The following is a 23,856-nucleotide window of genomic DNA, read 5'->3' as shown; positions in this document are numbered from 1 at the left end:
AACCCGCCCTCGACGAGAGCGAGTTCTTCGCCTCCGAGGTCGTCCGTGACCTGGACGCGTTCAAGGCCCGCGCCGACGTCATCATCGCCAACCGCCGCACCGAGGCCCTCGACGACGTCGCCGACAAGGTCTACACCCGCGACATCTACGGCCGCGACTGAGCAGCCGTTGGTCGGGCTTGTCGAGACCTGATCAGGTCTCGACAAGCTCGACCAGCGAGAGCCGGGCTCTCCGGACCGCTCAGTGCGGCCGGAACATGACCGCCTTCGCGACCGCGTTCGCCGTGCGGACCGCCCCCTTCGACCGTCGGGACGCCTTGCGCACGACGCGTCCCGCGTCGCGCCGGAGCCGGCTCCGCACCTTCCTGGCCAGCGCGCGAGCCTCCGCGAGACGCTGGTCGTCGCCGCTCACGGGGTGGCGCACCGGCTGCATCGCGTGTGCGATCTCGTCCACCAGCAACTGCACGTCGATCTCGGCGGGCGCTCGCTCGACCAGGGTGCCGTCCGGCGCGACGTCCACGCGGTTCATGCGGAGGTCGGTGATCGCCAGCTGGATGCGGTTGCTGTCCTGGAGCTCCGGCAGCCGTTCGAGCACGTCGTCGACCCCGACGGCGTACCCGGCCATCCCGTAGACCTCGACCGCCGTCGACAGCCCGGTCGAGAAGCACCCGATCGCGGCGGCCGGCCGCAGCCTGTCGTACAAGACCTCGACGGGTACGGGGGCGTCCAGGACCTGCAGCCGCACCCCGAGCTCGTCGGCCAGGCCCGGAAGGCGGTGCGCGAACGCCGGGGGCGTGCTCGGGTGCGGCTTGAACACGACCTGCCGGTACCCGAGTCCTGCGGCCACCCGGAGGAACTTCTCGTGCAGCTCCTGTTCCTCGTCCTGTGACAGCAGCCCGAGGGCACTCAGCTGCTGCCCGAGCAGGATCGCGTCGACCCGCTCCTCGCCCGGCGACGCGGACGCCGTCACCTTCCCGTACTCGGCCACCACGTCCCGGAACCCCGACGAGGACAGGACCACGTTCTCCACCCCGTGCTCGCGCAGGAGCACCGGGTCCAGCCCGCCGGCCAGGTCCAGGTAGAGCAGCCGGCGCAGGCGCGGCGCCACCCGCCGCATCGCGGGCATCCGCGTCGGGCCGTAGGTCATCAGCCCCTCGGAGACGACGTCGACCGGACCCTCCTGGAAGACACGCAGGATCGAGGTCGACGGCTCGACCGGGAACGACTGGAGCGTGATCCCGAACGGCTCGCGAAGACCGGCTGCCGCCGCGATGGTCCTCCGCCACCGCCCGATGTCCTCCGCGGGGCTCCACGACAGCGGGTGCTGCGGGTAGATGATCTCGTTGAGGGACACCACCCGGTCGAACCGCCGGGCGAGCTCGTCGAAACCGGGCTGCTCCGCCAGGCCGAGCCCGAGCTCCGGGATCGGTGAGCTGCTGGTCGTCATCAGCACCTTCGTGCCGGCGTCGGCGTACAGGCCGTCGTCGACGGCGGTCGCCATGCTGGCGGCCGCCGTGAAGGTGGAAGCGACGAAGAGCTGATCCATGTCAGTCCGCCTCGATTCGCAGGATCTTCCCGAGCACGATCCGCTTGGGCAGGTTGAAGTGCCGCAGCGCGGTCCGGACGGACTCCGGTGGGAACGAGTTCAGGAACGCCGACGACCGGTGGTACAGCTCGTGCTGCAGCTCGTGGGACAGCCTGGCACGGCGGGACACGTGGAACTCGACGATCCGCATCGCGCCGTACGCGGCCTTGTCCACGTATCCGGCGTTCCCCGAGCCGACCGCCAGGTCGCGGATGCCCGCGTAGGCATCCAGGAAGTGCAGCGTGTTCGCGTTGCCCGCCTGGGTGAGCGCCGTGGGGTTGTCGTCCTTGCGGTAGAAGTAGCCGTTCAGGTCCACCACGGCCGTCGACTCCGTGTTCAGGTGCAGACGCCAGAACCACGGGCGGTCCGCGGCCGTCCGCAAGGACTCGTCGAAGGCGAACAGCGCGGGGTCGATCCGTTCCCTGTCGTACATCCCCGCCCACAGGAACGGGTAGTCCACCGTGGTCCGGTAGCCCGGCTCACCGATCTGCGACCTCGGGTCGAGCACGACGTCCCGGCGGTCCTCGGGCGCTCGCTCGATCACGCGCTCCATCCGGTCCACCCGCACGTGATCGGTCCGGACGAAGTCGACGTCCAGCCGCTGCAACGCGGCAAGGGTCCGGTCCAGGTGTCCCACCTGGTACCAGTCGTCGGCGTCGAGATAGGCGAGGTACCGGCCCTCGGCATGCGTCAGTGCGATGTTCCTGGACCGTGCCACCCCGTAGTTCTCCGGGTTGCGCAGGGTAGTCAGCCAGGGCATCTCCTGCGCCGCACGCTCGATGATCTCGGGCGTCTCGTCCGTGGAGTGGTCGTCGATCAGGATGAACTGATAGTCATCGCGTCGGTTCGCCCTGATCGTCGCGAGGCAGTTGGGCAGGAACGCAGCCGCGTTGTAGACCGGCACGATGATGCTCAGCGTGGTCAAGGTTTCCGTCCTGCCTCATTGTTTCCGTCGAAGACGACCGGAGCACACCGACCAGCGACTCACCGGCGACCGGCAGCCGCCGCCTCCCGGAAGACCTTGGCGTACATCTTCGCCGTCCCCTCCAGGTCGGGCCCGTCGAGCTGCGGGCTGCCCGACGGCGGCGTCGCGCGCAGGCTCGCCACCGCGGAGTCGATCACCTCAGCGGTGAGAGCGCCGTCGTAGAGGGTGATCCACCCGGCGCCGACCTTGTCGGCGAGACGCCGCGTGAGATCGGTGGCGGGCGCGAGAACCGGGCGGTCGAGGGACAGCGCCAGGTACAGCACCTGCATGTCCTCGATCTCTGCCACCTTGGGGAGCAGGACCAGCTCCGCTGCGGTGACCTCCTGCACGGTCGAACCGTCCGAGATGGTCTCGAGAAGCAGCGACACCCGCTCCGGGTCGCGCGCCGCCATCCCCTTGAGCCCGATGAACGCACCGGACATCGGCTTGCCGACGACGCGCAGCGTCAGTCCTGGCGTCTTGGTGAGGAAGAAGTCCGCAAGAGCCGGCGTGACGCCCTTGGGGAGGGTAGGTGCGATCCGGAGCAGCCGGCCAGGCACCTGTGCCGAGCGGGGGTAGCCGAGGAACCGCTCCCGGTAGTGCGCGTGCGGGATAAGCGTGACGGGGCGGCCCTTCGGGGTCCGCGTCACCTCGTCCAGCACGATGTACGACGTCGTCACCTGATCGAGCAGCAGGTTCGCCGCCCGGCGCAGCCTGCCGCCCTTGCCGCTGGCGTCGGCGCCGCTGAGGGTCCGCACCACTGCGATCTTGCGGCGCTTGGCCTGCAGCACGAAGTCGGCCAGCTTCGCGAGCCGCTTCCACCGGCTTCCCTTGCCGAAGAGCACGGTCGACTGGTGGAGGTGGACCACGTCCATGTCGGCGTGCGGAAGCTTGCCCACGAAGTAGCGATACTCGACGTCCGGCGTCGCCTCGTTCCCGACGATCTGGTCGATGTAGGAAAGGATGTGGTACGGCTGTCGCTGAGAGGCGTAGACGAGAATCTGGTCGCGCTCGACAGCGAGATCGGCGGCGGGATGAGTCAGGTTCGGCACCAGGCTACGATACCAACGTGGACCGTGGCCTTGCTCCGGTCCACTGTCACTATGGCGGGTCTCAGCGGTCCACACAGACCCTGTGCGCGTCAGCCTGATCGACCGCCGAAACCGCGACTCGCATAATAGGATCCCCCACCGTGAACTCGAACCGTGTCCAAGATGTCTTTGTCAACCTCGGTGGGCAGGACGACAACCTCGGCGACTCAGCACTGCGGGCAGGCTTTCTCGTCGCCGCCCGGGGCGAGAACCGCCGAATCCACGTGCTTCTCGAGGGCAAGACCTCGGACTATGTCTCCGGACTTCCCCTGGAGCCGGAGGACTGCGTCTACACGAAGGCGTCGAAGTGGAGCGCTGCCTCCAGGGCCGCTGTTCGCCCCGTCCACCTCTTCGAGGCCGGCGAGATCAACCCGCGCGCCGGCACGTACCCGAAGCGCGGCCGGGTCCTCGGCCTGCAGCAGGCGGTCGAGGCAGGGGGGGCTGTCATCGTCGCCGGGATCGGGATCCGTTCCCCCAAGGTCGCGGCGGAGTCGGTCACGTTCCACCAGGTGCTGAAGGACGCGGCGATCGTGTCGTGGCGGGACCAGCCGTCCCGTGACGCCGCCGGGTTCGGCGACGTCGCGCCGGACTGGGCCTACTCGATGGGCACGCCGACCTCGGAGTGGGCCCCGGAGTCCGAGCGCCCGCTGCTGCCGATCACGCTGCGTTACGACCGGCCGTGGCCGGAGGCCTCCTGGTTCGACGCGGTCCGTGCCCTCGCCGCGCAGACGTCGACCGAGATCGTCACGCTCGCCCAGGTGGCCCGCGACGCTCCCCGCGCCGTGCGCGTCGCCGAGGAGCTCGGCGGCGAGTACCTCGTGCCGGCCAGCATGAGCCACCGCGACCTCGACGTCCACGCCCGCGACATCTACAGCAAGTCGCTCGCGGTGATCAGCGACCGCGCTCACGGGCTGATCATCGGCGCGACGGAGGGTGCCCACCCCCTCGGGTCGGCTGCTGACCCGGAGAAGATCAAGCGTCTGCTCGACTCCGCGGGTCTCGGCGAGCTCACCGGCAGGTACGACGAGTTCGGCCGGCTCGGCCCGCAGGTCGTGGACCGCCGCTCGAGCCTGGTGTCCGGCATCGACACCGCCCGGGCCACGCTCACGGACCTGCAGGAGCGGATCCACAAGGCCATGGACTCCGTCCTCTGACACCCCTGATGGATCGGGCGTCCTGACAGATCGGGCGATTCTCGCACCGCCGAGATACCGGCACCCGGACTCCTGGTAGGAGTGGCTGGCCTGGACGGCCTCACTTCTACCAGGAGTCCTCTCACATTCCGGACGCTGTTAGAGCGCCTTCTGCACTCGGCGCAGGACCGGTTCCAGCGCGGGGAAGGTCCGGATGCTCCGCCGTGCCACCCTGCGCGCCAAGGAGGCCATCCTGGCCGGCGCGTTCCCGCCCGCTCGCCGCCCGCGGGCCAGGCCGTGTGACTTCTCCCTGCTGTGCGCCGCGTGCATCTCCGAGTAGAAGACGGTCCAGTCGAGGATCTGCCGGGCGTCGTCGAGCGTCGGCTCCGGCGAGAACTCGGCAGGCAGGCCACCGAGGAGCAGCTGCTGGTAGAGGCTCGACATGTCGTAGGAGGTCATCCGCTCGGCGGCCTTGACCGACGCCTGCGAGTACCTGAGATACCGCTCACGGTCGTCGGCGAAGGCCGCGACCTCCCGGGCGAGCCCGACCGCGTCGCCCTGGCGAACCGCGACGATGCCCTCGTTGTCCTGGACGGGCACCAGCCACGGCAGCTCGTACATGACCACGGGCAGGCCGCGCGCCTGAGCCTCCGCGAGCGTCAGCTGGTAGCCCTCGATGATGCTCGTCGTCACGAAGAGGTGCGCCGCGTCGATCGACCGGATCAGCTCCTCACCGCGGCGCGGCCCCACGACCTTCACATGGTCGGCCAGGCCCTTCTTCTCCACCTCGGCGGCAAGGCCCGCGACGGTGTAGTCCTGCCAGCCCGGCCCGATGACCGTCAGCTGGAAGTCGACCGACAGCCGGCGCAGCTCCTGAGCCATGGCGAGCAGCTCGCCGGGCTTCTTGGTGTGCTCGTCCAGGCGACCCCACCAGACGAGCTCGAGCCGACCGGCGGGCGCCTCCTTCGTCAGCTCCATGGCGGCCGACTCGATCAGCAGCGGTGACGGCGGGTTCGGGAGGAACACCGTGTGCTGGACACCGCGAAGCTTCCAGTAGGCGACATCGAGCGGGGACAGCGTAACGAGGGTCGCGAGCGCGTTGAGGTGGTCCGTGAGGAACGACGTCCGCTCGTTGTGCTCGTAGAACGGCCGCAGGCCGAAGCTGTGGATCCACCCGATCGTCGGCACACCCAGGGCGCGCGCCATCAACGCGTACGACGGCCACTGACGGTTGTAGAGGACCTGCTGGTCGATGATGACGTCGATCTCCTCGTCCCGGCAGATCTGCGCCCACTCCTCCACCCGCGCGGGCAGGCCCTTGCCCCGCAGGCCGATGAACTTCGCACCCTCGGGCACACCGTCCAGCGCGCGCCCCGGCACGGCGCCCTCGGGCACGCCGTCGAGCGCGCTGTCCTTGCGGTGCGCGACGATCGTGACCCGGTACCCGGCATCCAGCAGGAAGTGCGCCTGGGAGAGGAGCACACCGGAGACACCACCGGTCGTGAGCGTCTTGGTGGTCAGCAGCACGCTCCGCACCGGACGCTCGCCCGCCTCGATCCGGGTACCGCTCGCCGCGAGGACAGGGAGGACCTCCGGGCAATGGGTCACCGCGGCGAGCACGACGTCGGGCTGGGGAACACGGGTGTGCAACAGATCCAGGCAGGCCCCGTGCAGGTCGCTGCTCATGTTCTTCTGCAGGAAGCCGACGACATTGGCGATCATCGACAACCGCGCCGACTCGTAGCTCCGGATCAGATCAGTGGGATCCTTCCGGGTCTCCGTCAAGGACTCGAGTGCCGGGCGGATGCTCTCGACGGAGTCGATCGCGCCCAGGTAGAACGCGAACCGGGCGACGTCCGCGACCGCGTGCCCGCTCCCACCGCGACGGAAGAAGTACCGGTAGAGGCGGTCTGTGATCGACACGTACTTCCGCGCGCGGGCCGCCGCGAGGAACATGATCGGGAGATCGTTGACCCGCGGCAGCACCAGGTCCGCCGGGAGCATCGCGTAGACCTCACGAAGCAGCGAGGCCCGGAAGAGGTACCGCCACAGCTGCCCCTGCGCCGCCTTGCCGACCGGGAAGAGGCCGGTGAACACGTCGTCACCGCTGAGCGACTGATGAATCGGTGCCAGACGCTTCTGGTACCCGCCGACCTTCTGGCCGTCCGGGTTGATGACCTCGACACCGAACCCGACCAGGTCGGCGTCCGTCGCGCGTGCTTTCGCATAGGCCTTCTCGACCGCGTCCGGGGCGAGCTCGTCGTCACCGTCCAGGAAGAGGACGTACTCGCTCTTCGCTGCCATGATGCCGGCGCGCCGGCCCTGGAACGCCGAGCCGTTCTGCTCCAGCCGGATCAGCCGGACGCGCTCGTCCCGGGACCGGTAACCCTCGATGACCTCGCTGGTGCCGTCGGTCGAGGCGTCGTCCACACAGATGACCTCGAACTGACCGTTCGACTGACGCAGAGCGCTCTCGATCGCGTTCCCGACCCAGGCCTCGTCGTTGTGCACCGGAAGGACGATCGAGACGAGTGGTGGCGTGTGCAATGAGATCTCCGAGGTGAGGGCGGACGCGCAAATCGCCGCCGTCATCCTGGGCGCCAGCGACCTGTCGCAATCGTAGGTCCCGGCCGCCGTACCGGCCATGAAAGTCGCCCCACGCCGCTCGACTCCTGGTAGAAGCGGCCGGTTTCGGCAACCTCACTCCTCCCAGGAGTCCTCACGTCCCGGACGCTGTTACAGCGCCTTCTGCACCCGGCGCAGGACCGGTTCCAGCGCGGGGAAGGTCCGGATGCTCCGCTGTGCCGCCCTGCGCGCCAAAGACGCCTTCCTGGCCGGAACCGAGGCCGGGGCCGAGGCCTTCTTGGCCGGCGCGGCCCTGAGTGCCTTCCGCACACCGGCCAGGCCGCGTGACTTCTCCGCGCTCTCCGCGAAGCTGGTCTCCGCGTAGAAGACGGTCCAGTCGAGGATCTGCCGGGCGTCGTCGAGCGTCGGCTCCGGCGAGAACTCGGCGGGCAGGCCACCGAGGAGCAGCTGCTGGTACAGGCTCGACATGTCGTACGAGGTCATCCGCTCGGCGGCCTTGACCGACGCGTGCGAGTACCTGAGATACCGCTCACGGTCGTCGGCGAAGGCCGCGACCTCCCGGGCCAGCCCGACCGCGTCGCCCTGGCGGACAGCGACGATACCCTCGTTGTCCTGGACGGGCACCAGCCACGGCAGCTCGTACATCACGACGGGCACACCCCGAACCTGAGCCTCCGCGAGCGTCAGCTGGTAGCCCTCGATGATGCTCGTCGTCACGAAGAGGTGCGCCGCGTCGATCGACCGGATGAGCTCCTCACCGCGGCGCGGCCCCACGACCTTCACATGGTCGGCCAGGCCCTTCTTCTCCACCTCTGCGGCGAGGTCCGCGACGGTGTAGTCCTTCCAGTCCGGCCCGATGACCGTCAGCTCGAAGTCGACCGACAGCCGACGCAGCTCCTGGGCCACGGCGAGCAGCTCGCCGGGCTTCTTGGTGCGTTCGTCCAGACGGCCCCACCAGACGAGCTCGATCCGCCCCTCGGGCGCGCTCTTCGTCACGTTCGTCGCGGCCGACTCGATCAGCAGCGGTGACGGCGGGTTCGGGAGGAACACCGTGTGCTGGATGCCGCGAAGCTTCCAGTAGGCGACATCGAGCGGCGACAGCGTGACCGTCGTCGCGAGCGCGTTGAGATGGTCCGTGAGGAAGGACGTCAGGTCGTTCTGGTCGTAGATCGGCCGCAAGCCGAAGTTGTGAATCCACCCGATCGTCGGCACGCCCAGGGCGCGCGCCATCAACGCGTACGACGGCCACTGCCGGCTGTAGAGGATCTGCTGGTCGATGATGACGTCGATCGCCTCGTCGCGGCAGATCTGCGCCCACTCCTCCACGCGGGCGGGGAGGCCCTTACCCTTCATCTCGATGAACTTCGCGCCCTCGGGCAGTCCGTCGAGCGAGCTGTCCTTGCGGTGCGCGACGATCGTGACCCGGTACCCGGCCTCCAGCAGGAAGTGCGCCTGGGACAGCAGCACACCGGAGACACCACCGGTCGTCAGCGTCTTGGTCGTCAGCAGCACGCTCTTGACGGGACGCTCGCCCGCCTCGATCCGGTTACCGGCCGACGCGAGGGTCGAGAGCACCTCCGGGGTGTGGGTCACCGCCGCGAGCACGACGTCCGGCTGCGGAACACGGGTGTGCAACAGATCGAGGCAGGCCCCGTGCAGGTCGCTGCTCATGTTCTTCTGCAGGAAGCCGACCACGTTGGCGATCATCGACAGCCGCGCCGACTCATAGCTCCTGATCAGCTCCGTCGGGTCCTCCCGCGTCGACGTCAGGGACTCGAGTGCCGGGCGGATGCTCTCGACGGAGTCGATCGCGCCCAGGTAGAACGCGAACCGGGCGACGTCCGCGACCGCGTGCCCGCTCCCACCGCGACGGAAGAAGTACCGGTAGAGGCGGTCTGTGATCGACACGTACTTCCGGGCGCGGGCCGCCGCGAGGAACATGATCGGAAGGTCGTTGACCCGCGGGAGCACCAGGTCCGCGGGAAGCATCGCGTAGACCTCACGAAGCAGCGAGGCCCGGAAGAGGTACCGCCACAGCTGCCCCTGCGCCGCCTTGCCGACCGGGAAGAGACCGGTGAAGACGCCGTCACCGCTGAGCGACTGATGAACCGGCGCCAGACGCTTCTGGTACCCGCCGACCTTCTGACCGTCCGGGTTGATGACCTCGACACCGAACCCGACCAGGTCGGCGTCCGTCGCCTGAGCCTTCGCATACGCCTTCTCGACCGCGTCCGGGGCGAACTCGTCGTCACCGTCCAGGAAGAGGACGTACTCACCCTGCGCCGCCATGATGCCGGCCCGCCGCCCCTGGAACGCCGAGCCGTTCTGCTCCAGCCGGATCAGCCGGACGCGCTCGTCCCGGGACCGGTAACCCTCGATGACCTCGCTGGTGCCGTCGGTCGAGGCGTCGTCCACACAGATGACCTCGAACTGACCGTTCGACTGACGCAGAGCGCTCTCGATCGCGTTCCCGACCCAGGCCTCGTCGTTGTGCACCGGAAGGACGATCGAGACGAGTGGTGGCGTGTGCAATGAGGTCTCCGAGGTGGGTGGCGAACGCGCAAATCGCCGCAATCCTAGTCGCACGTGAGCCTGCGCCATGAATCGCCAGGAGCCGTCGGCTCACGACGGGCGGGGCGCGCCGACGTTCGCAGTGGCGCGGTGGGCAAGCACGTCCTCGAGGAGAACCCGGGCCCGCGCGCCGAAGCTGTGCTCCTTGCGGACGTGGTCGGACAGCGCGCGCAACGAGGTCTCGTCGTACCAGGCGTCGCCCTCCTCGGCGAGCACCGCGTCGAGGTCCTCAGCGGTCCTGAACCGAGCCACGCCACGCTCCGGGAGCACGGTCCGGGTGATCTCGTCGAGCCCTTCGACCTCGTCGGTCAGCAGCCGGCCACCCGATGCGAGGACGTCGAACACCCGGTTGGAGACGAAGCCGAGGTCTCGCATGTCGGCCCAGTGGTCGTTGAGCGCCCAGGCCGCCGAACGGTAGTACCTGCGGAGGATCTCGTTGGGTACGTACGTTCCGGCGATCGCCTCGGGGGGCAGGAACTCCTCCCAGTGTTCACCGAAGACGGCGATCGGTGTGCCGGACGCGACGGTGTGCATGACCACCGGCCGGGCCTCGCCCCGCGAGTTGCCCACGAACACCGCCTTGCCGACGGCCTCCGGAACGGGCTCGTCGTCGATGTAGAAGCGGCTCGGGTCGGTGCACTGCAACAGCGGCCGAACCGGCAGGTCCCAGGCCGACGAGACGTCTCGGGCCCAGCCAGGACTCGCTGCGTACCGGAGGTCGTAGGACTCGAGCTCGCGTGCCGTCACGGCGTCGGGGTGGCTGATGACCCACGCGACGCTGGTCACGTTCGTGGGCAGCGTCACGGCGAACAGCCCGCGCAGCGTCACGACCACGTCGTCGGTGTACGAGGTGAACCGGGCGTCGTTGAGCCTGTGGTCGACGACGGCACGCTGGCCGAGCGCGCGCAGGGCGTCCACCAGCGAGTTGGCGAAGTGGAAGTCGCCCCACTGCCGCGCACGATCGGCCGACGGGGCCGCGATCTTGATCGCCCAGCGCAGCGAGGGCGGAGACTCCACGACGGTGGCACCGCGTCCCGCTCCGGCCGGGAGCCAGAGCGCCCGCGTCCAGGACTCCTCCTTCTCGGGGGCGGTCAGCGCCGAGACGCCCAGGAAGACCGGGGAGAGACCGAAGGTCTGGAAGAGGTCGGCCGATCCGGCCGGCACCTGTCGCCAGGTCGTGCGGAACGCCAGGAGATCCTCTTCCGGCTGGGACGAGCCACCGAACGCCACAGCCCCTCCTCCCCGTATCCCGACCAGGTCCGGCACGACGACGACAGGCCGCCCCTCCTGCACGGCGAGGCGCTGCGACAGGCTGATGTCGGCCCACAGGTCGCCGGCCTTGTCGCCGGAGCTGTCGTCGCCCAGCACGGCGCGAACGGACTTCGTGCGGGCCAGCAGCGGAACCGGGGCTCCCGGCACGGAGAACCAGGGCGCGGGCCACACGACGCTGTCCGGGTGCATGCCTCCCAGGAAGGGGACCGGGTCCCTCTCATACGGCGGGTAGACGACGCCGGCGTCGCTGACCAGGTGCCGGCTGGTGAGCACGAGAGGGTGCAGCGCGGCAGCCCCCGACTGCGAGAACGCGGTGCACCAGTCGGCGAGCGTCCCCTCCCTGAATCCGTTCCGCGCGGACATCAGGAGCGTGTGCTCGCCGCGGGAGCCGTGCACCGCCGCGGTGACAGCGGCGACCGTCCCCGCAGGCCCGGACACCGGCACGACCCGCACGTCCCAACGGGCAAGGCGGGCCAGCGCGAGCCCGGCCGAGGCCCGGTGACTCCCGTCAGGCACGAGGAGGACGACCTCGACGGGCTGCGCGGGCCGGCCGTCCGCGGTCCGCGTCACCGGATCGATCGCGCCGAGGGCGGCGAGCACCTCGGACGTCGAGGCGCAGTCGGTGACCACGACGCTCATCAGCCCAGGCACGGTGTGCGCGGCCGGGCTGTCCCGCCAGGACGTCGCCTCTTCGCCGACCGGCTCGCCTACCTGCGCCCGCAGCGCCTCGCGCACCTCGGGGAGGGTGACCCCGTCACGCAACCAGCCGGCGTCGGGCGCCAGCGGCAGGGCCTGTGGATCGCCGTCCTCCAGCAACGACACCAGCGGGGCCAGGTCAGGACGTCGCGAACCGTGGGCACGTGCCGGGTCGAAGAGCGGCGACGTCGACTTCTCCCAGGCACCGTCCGTGCCCTCGAGGTATGCGACCAGCGGGTCGGTCTCGTTGCTGTCCCACCGCCTCGGATCGACGCGTGCCGGGAGGAAGAGCGGGTGCGGCGACCATCCCGCTCGCCTGCCCTCCTCGACGTAGTGACCGACCGCCTCTGCCCGGTCCGCGAAGGTCAGACCCGCCTGGTGCTGGTACCACTCCACGTCGAACACGCCTGAGGCGAGTATCCGGTCGGTAGCCGAGCTGGGTGACGAGCCTGCCGCGGGCGTCGCCGAGGGCCGTCCCACCTCACAACGCCCGGGCGTCCGACTCCAGCAGTACCGGGATCCCGTCCCGCACCGGGTAGGCCAACGGCCGTTCCGGGTCGGTCGAGTGCAGCTCCGGCCCGCCGTCAGGCCCGGTACCGTCGACCAGCTCCGCGCCCGTCACGGGGCAGCGCAGGATCTCTCGCACCCACGGGTCCAGCTGGATGGTCGGGTCGGTGCTCATGCTGCTCCTCCTGCGTCGTCGGCCTCGGCGCGCACCAGCGACAGGACGTCGTCGCGCACCTTGACCATGATGTCCTCGTCGGTGGCCTCGACGTTGAGCCGCAGCAGCGGCTCGGTGTTCGAGGCACGAAGGTTGAACCACCACTGCGGCTGGTCGTCCCAGTGGGACACGGTGACTCCGTCGAGCCGGTCGACCACGACCCCGGGGTACGCGGCCAGGTAGGCGTCCAGCACCCGCCGGGTCGCCTCGGCGGCGTCGGGCACCGTCGAGTTGATCTCGCCGGAGGCGACGTACGGCTCGTACATCTCCGCGAGTGCCGACAGCGGGTGCGGCTGGCCGCCCAGGGCGGCCAGCACGTGCATCGCGGCGAGCATGCCGGTGTCGGCGAAGAAGAAGTCCCGGAAGTAGTAGTGGGCAGAGTGCTCCCCGCCGAACACCGCGTCCCGCTCGGCCATCTCCGCCTTGATGAACGAGTGGCCCACGCGAGTACGCAGGGTCTCGGCCCCGGCCGCCGACAGGAGGTCGGGCACGGCCCGGGAGGTGATCAGGTTGTAGATCACCGTGGGCGTGCGGCCGGCCGCCTTCTCCTTCTCCACCTCGCGGAGCCCCACCAGGGCGGTGACGGCCGACGGCGAGACGGGCACGCCTCGCTCGTCCACCACGAAGCACCGGTCGGCGTCCCCGTCGAAGGCGAGCCCCAGGTCGGCCTCGTTCGCCACGACGGCGGTCTGCAGGTCCACCAGGTTCGCGGGCTCCAGGGGGTTCGCCTCGTGGTTGGGGAAGGTCCCGTCCAGCTCGAAGTACAGCGGCACGATCTCCAGGGGCAGCGCCGGCAGGCCTGCCGCCTCGCCGAGCACCGCGGGGACGGTGTGCCCGCCCATGCCGTTCCCGGCGTCGACCACGACCTTGAGCGGGCGCAGCCCGGACAGGTCGACCAGGCCGCGCAGGAAGGCTGCATAGTCGGCGAGGGTGTCGCGGTCGGTCACGGTCCCCTGCGCGGCGTCCGGGGACGGCGCGGCGGGCAGCCGGCCGGCTTCGGCGGGCCGCGCGTCGTCGTCGTCCAGGATCGCCTGGGCGACCTCGCGGACGTCGGCGAGGCCGGTGGCCTCGCCGACGGGCCGCGCGCCCGCGCGGCACAGCTTGATCCCGTTGTAGGCGGCGGGGTTGTGGCTGGCGGTGAACATCGCGCCCGGCAGGCCGAGCACACCCGAGGCGTGGTACAGCCCGTCGGTGGAGCACAGCCCGATGCGCGTCACGTCCACGCCCTCGGCGGTCAGCCCCGCGGCGAACGCCTCCACGAGCTCGGGGCCGGAGTCGCGCATGTCGTGGCCCACCACGACGCCGGGCGCGGCGTCAGCGTCGGGCAGCACGACGGCGCGGGCGAATGCCCGGCCGATCGCGCGCGCGACCTGCGGTGAGAGCTGGTCCGGGACGGTGCCACGGACGTCGTACGCCTTGATGATCTGGGAGAGGTCGAATGCCACGCGGTCAGCCTACGCGGCGCCGGGGCCACCGACCGGCCGCTGTCCGGATCGGAACGGAGGCATCCGTGCTGCCAGGAGCGCCTGTCGTCACCGACGAGCTCGAGACCGTCGTCAGACGTTCACCCGGGACGCGCGCTCCGCGGCCTCCAGACGGGCTGCGTCGGTGGCCGCGACCAGGCGCCGCTGCGCCCGGTCGAGCCGCGCGTCCAGCCGGTCCAGCCGTTCCGTGACCTCGACCAGCTCCTGACGTGAGGCAGCCTCGGCCAGGTCTTGCCGGACGCCCTCGAAGCCTCGTTCGAGCCGCAGCTCGAGCGATCGCCGGTCCGCCCGGGAGCGCCTGTCCCTCAGGTACCCCGCTACGGCGAGGAGGACGAGGCCCACACCGGTCAGCACCAGCGCGACGGAACCTTCGGCAGCCGCTGCGACCGCCGCTGCAGCACCTACCAGCGCGAGCACGGCGATCACCAGATTGAATACGGACGGACGACGCATGGACTATCCCCTTTTGAGGTTCTGGTGGATGGACATGGTCCTGGTCGTCAGCTCTCACCGACGAGCGGGACGAGCCGCGACGCGAGGACCGGAGTCATCGACCTCGCGTACGTGTCCGTGATGTGTGACCCCTGCCGGTAGACGAGGACACCCCCGATGACCGCGGGACAGACGTCCTTGTTGCACAGCAGGTCGTTCATGTCGATGACGTCGACGTCCTGGACGCGCTCCGCCGCTCCGACCTGTGCCGATGCCCAGCTCGTCGCCGCGGAACCGGGCCTCTCGAAGGCGCACCGGTCGAGCTGCGTGGGGAACTCCGCCACGCACATGTAGACCTCGCTGTCGCCGACGGGGACGTCGTGCGGGGGCGGGTTGTCGAGCAGCGTGATCACGTCGATCCCCGCTTCCTCGAGCTGCGACCAGTAGGACGCGAGGCCGTCGACCATCGCTTCCTCGGTCAGCTCGCCGGCGTCGTCGTAGGCGGTCTCGTGGACCTGGTTGGTGATCACGGCGACGGGGCGGATCTTCAGCAGCTCGTCCAGCAGCGCCTCGTTGTACGACCCGCAGTCGGTGTACGGGGCGCCGTCGGCCCCTGGGCGGATGGCCCCGGCGAACCCGCACACGGACTTCGTGGCGAGCACGAGCCGCCAGCCGTTCTCGCGCGCGATGGACTCCAAGGGCGTGAACCACTGGAGCGCCTTGGAGTCGCCCGCCAGGACGACCGTCTTGGTTCCCTCGGGATCGCCGTAGGCGCAGAGCTCGAGCTCGACCTCCTCGATCTTCACGTCGCATCCGTCCCCGTAGGGCGCCGGCACGTCCTCCGTCGCGAGGGTCGCCGACGGCGCGAACGCGCCGCCTGCGACGACATCGGGCGGGGTCACGTCCCCGGTCTTCGACACGAGCGACGCGGCGCCCGGCCCGACGGAGCTTGCCGGTGCGCTCGGCACCGCGGAGGCAAGCAGAAGTCCCGCGACCACCCCGACGGCGGTCAGGCCCGCACCTGTGCCAAGGGTGAGGGCGTTCGAGCGCGCGAGGCGCCCCGAGAACCGCACGGGATTCTCGACGAACTTGAGCGAGAGCCACGCGGGGACCAGCGAGACCGCGACGACCGCCAGCCGTTCGACCACAGACAGCTCGCCCGCCACGTTCTCCGCCGCGATCAGCAGCGGCCAGTGCCACAGGTACAGGGAGTAGGAGAGACCGCCGAGCCAGACGACGGGACGCAGCTGGAGCACGCGCGGCGCGTCGCGCTCGTCCGCGGCGCCCGCGAGGATCACGGCTGCCGTGCCGAGCACCGGGAGCAAGGTCCAGACGCCCGGCCACGGGGTGGTGTGGTCGAGCAGCACAGCGGACCCGACGACGAGCGTCAGTCCGACGATGCCCGACGCGCGAGCGGCCGGTCGCGAGAGGAAGCCTGCGCCGGCGACCGCGACGAGCGCGCCGACCCCCAGCTCCCAGAGCCTCGTGGTCGTCACGAAGAACCCGGCGGGGCTCCCGGACGTCATGGTGGCCCAGAGGAATGACGGCACGACGATCAGCGCGAGCCCGATTCCCATCAGAGGCCGGATCGGCCGACCGCTCCGTCGCGCGATGAGTGCCACGATGACGAGCACCAACGGCCAGACGATGTAGAACTGCTCCTCGACGGCGAGCGACCAGAAGTGCTGCACGGGAGAGGCGCCGGTGCCCTCCGCGAGATAGTTCACCGACCGGTCGGCCATGCGCCAGTTCACGACGTACAGCGCGGCCGCGACGATGTCGTGGGCGAACGCCCGCCACTGGACCACGGAAGCGGTGGCCCACATCAGGAGCGCCGACGTCACGAGGACCAGCGCGGCGGCCGGTAGCAACCGCTTGGCACGGCGTGCGTAGAACCGTGCCAGCGAGACCCTGCCCGTGCGCTCGACCTCGCGCACCAGCAGGCCGGTGATGAGGTACCCGGAGACGACGAAGAACACGTCGACGCCGATGTACCCGCCCGGCAGGAACGGCACGTCCGCGTGGTACAGGAGCACCAGCCCGATCGCGACGGCACGTAGGCCCTCGATGTCGGCGCGGAACACCTTGACGCCGGTTCCCCTGGTGGCCTCGGCGGCCGTCTTGGTGTGTGTAGCCAGACCCGTCACAGGCGGTGCACCTTGTCGCCCGTCGCCGCGCCGCGCGTGTCGAAGAATCGCCGCGACGCCTGCGCCAGGGCGTTGACGTCATACGCGCGATGGTTCTGCACGAGCACCACCAGGTCGGCTTCAGCGACCGCTCGGTCCAGGTCGGCGACCCGGGTCAGCGACGTCGACGCGAGCTGCCACTCCTCGACCGCAGGGTCGTGGAAGGTCAGGTGCGCGCCCTGGGCGAGGAGGGCCTCTCCGAGCGGGCGCGCCGGCGACTCGCGCTGGTCGGCGATGTCCGGCTTGTAGGTGACACCGAGCAGCAGGACGGTGGATCCGCGCAACGACTTGCTGTCCTCGTTCAGCAGGTCCTGGATCCGGCGGGCGACGTAGGTGGGCATCGTCGCGTTGATCTCCTGGGCCAGCTCCACGAAGCGGAACGGGTAGCCGAGGCGGGACCGGACGTTGTGGCTCAGGTAGTTCGGGTCGATCGGGATGCAGTGCCCGCCGACGCCCGGACCGGGGTAGAACGCCTGGAACCCGAAGGGCTTGGTCTTGGCCAGCCCGATCACGTCCCACAGGTCGATCCCCAGCTCGTGACAGAACCGGGCCATCTCGTTGACCAGCGCGATGTTGATGTGCCGGTAGGTGTTCTCCAGGAGCTTGGCGGCCTCGGCCTCCCGCGTGCCCTTGGCCACGACCACCGTCTCCACGAACTTCCCGTAGAAGTCCGCCGCGAGCGTCGTGGCCTCCGGGGTCGAGCCGCCCACCACCTTGGGGGTGTTGTGCATCCCGTAGACCGGGTTGCCCGGGTCGATGCGCTCGGGAGAGAACGCCAGGTGGAAGTCGGTGCCCGCCCGGAGCCCGCTGATCGACTCGAGGATGGGCTGCACCACCTCTTCGGTGGTACCCGGGTACGTGGTGGACTCGAGGACCACGAGCGTCCCCGGCCGGAGGTTGCGCGCGATGGCCTGCGTCGCGCCCGTCACGGCACCGAGATCGGGCCCGCCGTCCGCGGACAGCGGCGTCGGCACGCACACGACCACGACGTCGGCCGCCTTGATCACGGATTCGTCGGTCGATGCCTTGAACCCCTCCGCGAGCAGCGCGCCGATCGCGTCGTCGGACAGGTCGTCCACGTGGGACCGTCCGGCGTTGAGGTCGGCGACGACCCGCTCGTTCACGTCCAGGCCCACCACGCCGTACCCAGCGCGAACGGCCGCCTGCACCAAGGGGAGACCGACATATCCGAGCCCCACGACGACCAAAATCGACATACCCGTACCTCTCGCGTTCCGAATTGTGTGGCCTGGCCACTCGCCGCCAGCATTGGGGGCAAGTGGATCCCGGCCTGAACACCCTAGACGCACCGGGCCGCCTGCTGGCGCCGATTACCGCCCAGGTATGGCCGAAGTTCACCCATTGTTGCGAGTTTCACCCAGAAATTCCGCCCGGTGGAGGCCGTACTTATGGGGAAGTTGTCAGGCTCGGTTCTGTACGGTGAAGATGGGGCTGCCCGAGGCGCTGGTCCCTCAGGTACCTCCGGAGGGAACCCCTTGACGACCGCAGCATCTTCAACCACCGATTCCAAGAGCGCCGGTGTCCGACCCGTCGATGCCGACGTGGCGCTCGGGCTGGCCCGGCAGATCGCAGCTCGCCGCGACCACCTTCGCGCGATGGCGTACACAGCGGGGCGGACGCACGCCGACTCGTTCCGGCAGGTCATAGCCGCGGGCATCGCGCCGAGCCTGACCTACGAGGAGCTCCGGGACGCCGCGCGCAACTCCCCGAGCGAAGCCGCCGGTCTCGGGCGCGGGCGCCCCAGCTGGTGGCGTGCGCTCGCCATGGCCGTCGGCTACCAGGGCCTGACGCCCGAGGACCTGACCGACGCGGCACACCTGTACCGGGTCTCCAGGCACCTCGCGCCGCGCTCGAAGTGGCGTCCCGACGAGTCGCGCCTGTATCTGCAGATCCTCCAGATCACCGGTGCGATCGACGAGCTGGAGTCGGAGCTCGGCAAGGTCCACGAGGTCCGGGAGGACGACCGGCTGACGCTCGAGATCGACCTGGCCGCCGCCCGGCACGGCGTGGGCAGCGAGGAGTGGAACCGAAAGCTCGACAACCTCACGGGGCGCTGGGACGTGCGCCCGGTCCGCCTGGCCCGCGACGGCGCGACGCCGTTCGACAGCCTCGCCGCTCCGGGACCCAGCGGGACCGAGGACGGACCCCTGGTCACCGTGGTGATGTCCGCGTTCCGTCCCGGCCCGGAGATCTTCTCGGCCGTGCGGTCCATTCTCGACCAGACCTGGGGCAACCTCGAGCTGCTCGTGCTGGACGACGCCTCGGGCCCTGACTTCGCGGGCATCCTGAACGACGTGGCCGGCCTCGACCAGCGGATCCGGGTCCTTGTCCAGCCCCAGAACCGCGGGACCTACGCCGCGCGGAACCGTGCGGTGCGCGAGGCGCGCGGCGAGTTCATCACGTTCCAGGACTCCGACGACTGGTCGCACCCCGAGCGGATCGCGCGCCAGGTGCAGCCGCTGCTGGAGAGCAGCGCGGTGCACTCGACGATGAGCCGGTCCATCCGTTGCACGGAAGACCTGGGGTTCCAGCACCTGGGGATGCCGACGAGCCGCAAGAACGCGTCATCCCTGATGTTCCCCCGGGCGGTCATCGAACGGCTCGGCGGGTTCGATCCCATCCGCAAGAGCGCCGACTCGGAATTCCTCGAACGGCTCGTGGCGGCGCTCCCCGGTAAGCAGATCCTGCTCAGGGACCAGCTCGCGTTCGTCCGGCTGACGGCAGGTTCGCTCTCCCGCGGAGACTTCCGCGCGCACTGGGTCCACCCGTCACGCTGGGAGTACACCGAGTCCTACCGGACGTGGCACCAGCAGATCAAGGCCGGTGCGGCCCCCTCCATCTCGATCGATCCGGCGCAGCGGTCGTTCCAGGCGCCCCGGAGGTTCGCCAAGGACACGGGAATCCCCGTCGAGACGCCCGACCTGCAAGTGGTCCTGGGCGGCGACTTCCGCGGCGACTCGTACACCGCGGTGCCGCTGTACGACGAGCTGGTCGCCTTGGTCGAGCGTGGTGTGCGGGTCGGCATCATGCAGATGGAGCTCGTCGGCCGGCCGGTCGCCCACCCGCAGCCGCTGGCGCCCGAGTTCCGCAGGCTCGTCGAGGACGGCAGCGTGGTCCACGTCCTGCCGACCGAAGAGGCGCACACCGACCTGCTGCTGGTCCACGACCCCGCCGTGCTCCAGTTCCCGACCGCCGAACCCCAGGCCCTCGCCGCCGACAGGGTGGCGATCCTCGCCCACCGCGGGGGCGCCGAGTCGACGGGGGGCGCGCTCTGGTCCGCACGGGACGTCACGGCGGCGGCCCTGGACCTGTTCGGCTCGACGCCGACCTGGATCCCGGCAGGCCCCGGTGTCCGGACCGAGCTCGCGGACGTGCCCGGCCTGGTGGTGCACGACGCCGATGCCGTCGACCCCGTCGTGCCGGACCTGTGGGCGGCTCGCCGGCGGCGCACGCCGTCCGAGCTGCCGACCGTCGGCTTCGCGTCGTTCGAGGGTGGCGACCTCTGGCCGGCGTCGGACGAGGACTTCCTCGGCGCCTATCCCACCGCCGACGACGTGGACGTCCGCCTGCTCGGGGCCGTCGACCACGCGCCAAGGGTCGCCGGACGGCTGCCCACCGAGTGGCTGATCTACCGGACCGGGGAGCTCTCGCAGCGCCAGTTCCTCCAGCAGCTCGACTACGTCCCCTGCTTCCCCGCCGACGTGATCCGGCAGCCCCCGGCGCACCTGGCTCGCGCCATGGCGGCGGGCAGCGTGGTGATCGTTCCCGAACGTTTCCGCCCCTTCTACGGCGAGGCAGCCGTCTATGCGGCGCCCGGCGACGTCCTGGAGCTGGTCCGGCACCTGGAGACACACCCCGCGGAGCGCTCGGAGCTGGCGCGCGCGGTCGCGCGTCACCTCGACGCACGTCACGACGCGGGCCGGTTCGTCAACCTGGTGACCGGCCTGATCCCGAGCAGGATCTGAGCCGCCAGAGAGAAGATGCGTGGTCATGACCGGCCGGAAAAGAGGGCTCGCTCGGAGACTGGTCGACAGGTTCCCACCCGTACGACGACGTGACGAGCTCCTCGCTGCTCGTCTCGAGCTCGTGACGGAACAGCGGGAGCTCGTGACGGAGCTGCGGGCCAAGGTCGGGGAGCTACGGGCCAACGCCGAGGTGCTGGGTGCCGAGGCCCGCAAAGGGCGGGTCCGCACCCGGCGTGCGCGTCGCGAGCTCGCAGAGGTTCGTGAGCAGCTGGCTACTGCGGCCGCCGTGAACAAGGACCTGCGCTCGGTGGAGCGCCGACCCTCGTTCCGCCGGATGCTGGTGACCGAGCGTGGCCTGTCGCACGCTGCGCACGAGCACCCCAACCGGTCACCACGCGGCAGGCTCTCCGACAAGCTCTTCTCGAAGGCACTTGCGGACTCGCTCGGCGTCCGGATACCGGCGGATCTGCAGGTCTGGCCGGATCTCGACAGCATCGAGCTCGGTTCGCTCCCCGACGAGTTCGTGCTCAAGTCCACCGGCGGAGCCTCGTCCCGAGGCGTCTTCCCGCTTCGCCGGCTCCACGGCGAGTACCGACTGATCAGCACCGGCGATGTCACCACGCTCGACGGGATACAGGCACGGATTCGCACCCAGATGGAGCTGGACAGCACGCGACCGTCGTACGACTGGATCAGGCCGCCTTTCTACGCGGAGGAGTTCATCCGCGATCTGAGTGACAGCTCCGAGATCCCTGTCGACGTCAAGGTCTACACGTTCTACGGGCGCGTCGGTCAGGTGCTGCTCCGCCGCGTCGCACGCCACGGCGAACGCTCGGGCATCGGCTACCGGTACCTCGGGGCGGACGGGAGCGACCTCGGCGACGTCTCCATCGGCCGGACAACAGATCCGACGGTCCCAGTTCCCGACCGGTTCGGAGAGATCATCGCGGCCGCGGAGAAGATCTCGCGGGCGACCGGCCTCGCGTTCGTCCGGGTGGACCTCTACCAGACGCGGAACGGTGTGGTCTTCGGCGAGCTGACGCCGTGCCCTGGAGAACCTCAGCACTACACGGAAGACCATGACCTGCTCCTGGGCCGTTTCTGGCAGGAGGCCCAGCTGCGCCTCGACGCCGATGTCGCGAACGGCTCGGCGATCGGCTTCGACCTGCCGGGCGAGAAGTCCGACAGGCTCGAACAGGCCGGAGCCTGACCTCGTGATTCCGGGGACCGGATACTCTGGCGCGGTGCTAGCCGTCGCCCAGTTTCACGAGCCCCTGCTGCTGACCAACACGATCCAGCGGTACGACTGGGGGTCCGTCGAAGCGATCCCGCACCTGCTCGGCGCCGACCCTGACGGCGGCCCGCAGGCCGAGCTGTGGCTCGGTGCGCACACCAGCGCGCCGTCGGTCAGCGTGATCGAGGACGAGGACGTCGCACTCGACCGCCTGGTCCGCGAGGCGCCGGTGCAGACGCTCGGCCACCGGGTCGCGGAGCAGTTCGGACCGCGCCTCCCCTATCTGCTGAAGATCCTGGCGGCGGGCAAGGCGCTCTCGCTCCAGGTGCACCCGTCGCCGCGGCAGGCCCGGGAAGGTTTCGCGCGCGAGAACAAGGCGGGCCTGCCGCTGTCGTCGCCCAAGCGGTCCTTCAAGGACGATCAGCACAAGCCCGAGATGATCGTCGCGCTCTCGCAGTTCGAGGGGCTGGCGGGCTTCCGCACGCCGCGCACCATCCTCGACGTGCTGGACGGCCTCGCCGGCGACCTGGTCGACGGCGTCCGCACGGCGCTGCTGAGCGACCGCGGCCACGACGGCATGCGTGAGGCGTTCAACCGCCTGCTGTCGGCGCGTGCCTCCGATGCCTGCGCCGCCGACATCCAGGTCACCCTCGACTCGGTACGGGCCCGGCTCGCGGCCGGCTCCCCGTTCGAGCGCGCCGACCGCACGGTGATCGACCTCGCCGAGCAGCACCCCGGCGACCCGGGCGCCATCGCGTCCCTCATGCTCAACCGGTTCTCGCTCGAGCCGGGCGAGGCGGCGTTCACCCCGGCCGGCGTCGTGCACGCCTACCTGTCAGGGCTGGGTATCGAGATCATGGCCAGCTCCGACAACGTGCTGCGCGCCGGGCTCACCAGGAAGCTCGTGGACGAGGAAAACCTCGTGGCCTGCACCGTGTTCTCCCCGCAGCAGCCGTCCGCCCCCCAGGTGACGACGTCGGGCAGCCGCGGGCAGGTGCACACCTACCGCGTGCCGGTCACGGAGTTCGCGCTCACGACCGCCGACGTCGACCCGGCCGAGGCGGTCACGCTGCCCGCGACGGGCCCGCGGATCCTGCTGTGCCTGGCCGGCGAGCTGAAGCTCGACGCGGACCGCTCGAAGGAGGGACCGCAGCGCCTGCTCCAGGGCGAGTCGGTCTTCATCCCGCACGACGCCGGCAACCTGACGCTCTCGGGCGCAGGCCACGCCGTCTGCGCCTGGGTCCCGTAACCATTTCGCCGAAGTAGAGCGGGTGTCCGGACCCACGCTCTACTTCGGCCGCCTCGCACCGGCGAAGTAGAGCGGGTGTCCGGACGTACGCTCTACTTCGGCGAAGAGGTCAGGCCGAGTTGTTGTCGTCTGCGCGGAGGACTCGGAGGTGGCCTCGGCGAGCCGTCTCCGTGACCGTCGGCGGCTCCGCCGGGCGGCGCACCTTGCCGGCCTCACGCACGGCGTCGGCGAGGGCGGACAGGTCGTCCGGGCTGGGCCCGGCGTCCTCGAACTCGGGCATCAGGCGGAGCACCTCCCACCCGCGCGGTGCCGTCAGCCGCTCGGCATGCTCGGCACACAGGTCGTAGCTGTGGGGCTCGGCCAGGTGCGCAAGCGGACCAAGTACCGCTGTCGAGTCCGCATACACGTATGTGAGCGTCGCTACGGCCGCGTTTGTACAGGCCGAGCGCGAACACTGTCTCACCGATCTCACGCGCCGAGACTACGCCCTGACCGGGCACAACGTGCCGAACACGCCGGACGATCACGGGCGTATCGACCGGGGTCGGGCTGGGGCGGGCGGCCGACGGCGGAACGACCATGCAGTTGCTGCCAGGATCACGCGGCGGATTCATACGGTCAGTGCAACAACACTGATCGAGGGAGAGTCTGCTGATGGTGTCGACGG

At 70.1% G+C, this 23,856-nt stretch carries 16 protein-coding genes and 1 pseudogene; 5 read left to right on the top strand and 12 right to left on the bottom strand.

The genetic code is table 11. The annotated features are described in order from the left end of the window. Positions 1 to 161 (top strand): annotated as a pseudogene (locus ACFO6V_RS27855) (UDP-glucose 6-dehydrogenase); the annotation flags it as partial. Between the two features lie 79 nt (positions 162 to 240). On the opposite strand, the gene ACFO6V_RS27850 reads toward ACFO6V_RS27855, so the two are convergent. Genes ACFO6V_RS27850 through ACFO6V_RS27840 form a run of 3 tightly spaced genes read right to left on the bottom strand, consistent with a single transcriptional unit; the run spans position 241 to position 3,600 of the window. Continuing rightward, positions 241 to 1,545, bottom strand: coding sequence for a polysialyltransferase family glycosyltransferase (locus ACFO6V_RS27850; protein WP_377142391.1), 1,305 nt, complete (start codon positions 1,543 to 1,545; stop codon positions 241 to 243). A gap of 1 nt (position 1,546) precedes the next feature. Continuing rightward, a complete protein-coding gene (locus tag ACFO6V_RS27845; protein ID WP_377142390.1) occupies positions 1,547 to 2,509 on the bottom strand; it encodes a glycosyltransferase family 2 protein in 963 nt (320 codons plus the stop codon). A gap of 59 nt (positions 2,510 to 2,568) precedes the next feature. Next, the gene (locus ACFO6V_RS27840) at positions 2,569 to 3,600 is read right to left on the bottom strand and encodes a hypothetical protein (RefSeq protein ID WP_377142388.1); all 1,032 of its coding nucleotides are present in this window, start codon (positions 3,598 to 3,600) and stop codon (positions 2,569 to 2,571) included. Positions 3,601 to 3,740: 140 nt separating this feature from the next. Between ACFO6V_RS27840 and ACFO6V_RS27835 the strand changes: the two genes are divergently transcribed. Continuing rightward, positions 3,741 to 4,793: a hypothetical protein gene (locus ACFO6V_RS27835; RefSeq protein WP_377142386.1), complete on the top strand. Its 1,053-nt coding sequence runs from the start codon at positions 3,741 to 3,743 to the stop codon at positions 4,791 to 4,793. Positions 4,794 to 4,931: 138 nt separating this feature from the next. On the opposite strand, the gene ACFO6V_RS27830 is transcribed toward ACFO6V_RS27835, so the two are convergent. From ACFO6V_RS27830 to ACFO6V_RS27795, 8 genes are all read right to left on the bottom strand, one after another. After that, positions 4,932 to 7,319, bottom strand: a complete 2,388-nt coding sequence (locus ACFO6V_RS27830; protein WP_377142384.1) for a glycosyltransferase — start codon at positions 7,317 to 7,319, stop codon at positions 4,932 to 4,934. Positions 7,320 to 7,508: 189 nt separating this feature from the next. Further along, entirely contained in the window at positions 7,509 to 9,890 is a 2,382-nt protein-coding gene (locus ACFO6V_RS27825) for a glycosyltransferase (RefSeq protein WP_377142382.1), read from the bottom strand. A 90-nt stretch (positions 9,891 to 9,980) separates the two neighbouring features. Then, positions 9,981 to 12,302: a glycosyltransferase family protein gene (locus tag ACFO6V_RS27820; RefSeq protein WP_377142380.1), complete on the bottom strand. Its 2,322-nt coding sequence runs from the start codon at positions 12,300 to 12,302 to the stop codon at positions 9,981 to 9,983. Between the two features lie 76 nt (positions 12,303 to 12,378). Then, the gene (locus tag ACFO6V_RS27815) at positions 12,379 to 12,579 is read right to left on the bottom strand and encodes a Trm112 family protein (RefSeq protein WP_377142378.1); all 201 of its coding nucleotides are present in this window, start codon (positions 12,577 to 12,579) and stop codon (positions 12,379 to 12,381) included. Then, a complete protein-coding gene (locus tag ACFO6V_RS27810) occupies positions 12,576 to 14,063 on the bottom strand; it encodes a phosphomannomutase/phosphoglucomutase (RefSeq protein ID WP_377142376.1) in 1,488 nt (495 codons plus the stop codon). Before ACFO6V_RS27810 ends, ACFO6V_RS27815 begins: the two co-directional genes overlap by 4 nt. Positions 14,064 to 14,174: 111 nt before the next feature. Further along, positions 14,175 to 14,555 (bottom strand): hypothetical protein, encoded by a 381-nt coding sequence (locus tag ACFO6V_RS27805; RefSeq protein WP_377142374.1) that lies wholly within the window; start codon positions 14,553 to 14,555, stop codon positions 14,175 to 14,177. A 47-nt stretch (positions 14,556 to 14,602) separates the two neighbouring features. Then, the gene (locus ACFO6V_RS27800; protein ID WP_377142372.1) at positions 14,603 to 16,681 is read right to left on the bottom strand and encodes an acyltransferase family protein; all 2,079 of its coding nucleotides are present in this window, start codon (positions 16,679 to 16,681) and stop codon (positions 14,603 to 14,605) included. Next, positions 16,678 to 17,937, bottom strand: a complete 1,260-nt coding sequence (locus tag ACFO6V_RS27795; RefSeq protein ID WP_377142370.1) for a nucleotide sugar dehydrogenase — start codon at positions 17,935 to 17,937, stop codon at positions 16,678 to 16,680. The genes ACFO6V_RS27800 and ACFO6V_RS27795 overlap by 4 nt, the downstream gene beginning before the upstream one ends. A gap of 399 nt (positions 17,938 to 18,336) precedes the next feature. Here ACFO6V_RS27795 and ACFO6V_RS27790 point away from each other — a divergent pair, with 399 nt between their 5' ends. The 3 genes from ACFO6V_RS27790 to manA all read left to right on the top strand — a co-directional run bounded on the left by ACFO6V_RS27790 (position 18,337) and on the right by manA (position 23,189). Next, positions 18,337 to 20,706, top strand: coding sequence for a glycosyltransferase (locus ACFO6V_RS27790; RefSeq protein ID WP_377142368.1), 2,370 nt, complete (start codon positions 18,337 to 18,339; stop codon positions 20,704 to 20,706). A 121-nt stretch (positions 20,707 to 20,827) separates the two neighbouring features. Further along, on the top strand, positions 20,828 to 21,916 hold the full coding sequence (locus ACFO6V_RS27785; RefSeq protein ID WP_377142366.1) for an ATP-grasp fold amidoligase family protein: 1,089 nt from the start codon (positions 20,828 to 20,830) through the stop codon (positions 21,914 to 21,916). Positions 21,917 to 21,950: 34 nt separating this feature from the next. Next, a complete protein-coding gene (gene manA, locus ACFO6V_RS27780; RefSeq protein WP_377142364.1) occupies positions 21,951 to 23,189 on the top strand; it encodes a mannose-6-phosphate isomerase, class I in 1,239 nt (412 codons plus the stop codon). A 109-nt stretch (positions 23,190 to 23,298) separates the two neighbouring features. On the opposite strand, the gene ACFO6V_RS27775 is transcribed toward manA, so the two are convergent. After that, positions 23,299 to 23,661, bottom strand: coding sequence for a DUF3499 domain-containing protein (locus tag ACFO6V_RS27775; RefSeq protein WP_377142362.1), 363 nt, complete (start codon positions 23,659 to 23,661; stop codon positions 23,299 to 23,301). Positions 23,662 to 23,856 lie beyond the last annotated feature (195 nt).

Origin of the sequence: Promicromonospora alba (assembly GCF_042654905.1) — a bacterium.
GTDB classification, from domain to species: Bacteria; Actinomycetota; Actinomycetes; order Actinomycetales; family Cellulomonadaceae; genus Promicromonospora; species Promicromonospora alba.
The sequence above is the reverse complement of the archived record's forward strand: the minus strand, read 5'-3'. Positions and strand labels throughout refer to the sequence as shown.

Bases quoted from the DNA above. Each gene is read 5' to 3' on its own strand.
- ACFO6V_RS27850 (WP_377142391.1), bottom strand. From the start codon at position 1,545: ATGGATCAGCTCTTCGTCGCTTCCACCTTCACGGCGGCCGCCAGCATG.
- ACFO6V_RS27815 (WP_377142378.1), bottom strand. From the start codon at position 12,579: ATGAGCACCGACCCGACCATCCAGCTGGACCCGTGGGTGCGAGAGATC.
- ACFO6V_RS27805 (WP_377142374.1), bottom strand. From the start codon at position 14,555: ATGCGTCGTCCGTCCGTATTCAATCTGGTGATCGCCGTGCTCGCGCTG.
- ACFO6V_RS27795 (WP_377142370.1), bottom strand. From the start codon at position 17,937: ATGTCGATTTTGGTCGTCGTGGGGCTCGGATATGTCGGTCTCCCCTTG.
- ACFO6V_RS27790 (WP_377142368.1), top strand. From the start codon at position 18,337: ATGGCGTACACAGCGGGGCGGACGCACGCCGACTCGTTCCGGCAGGTC.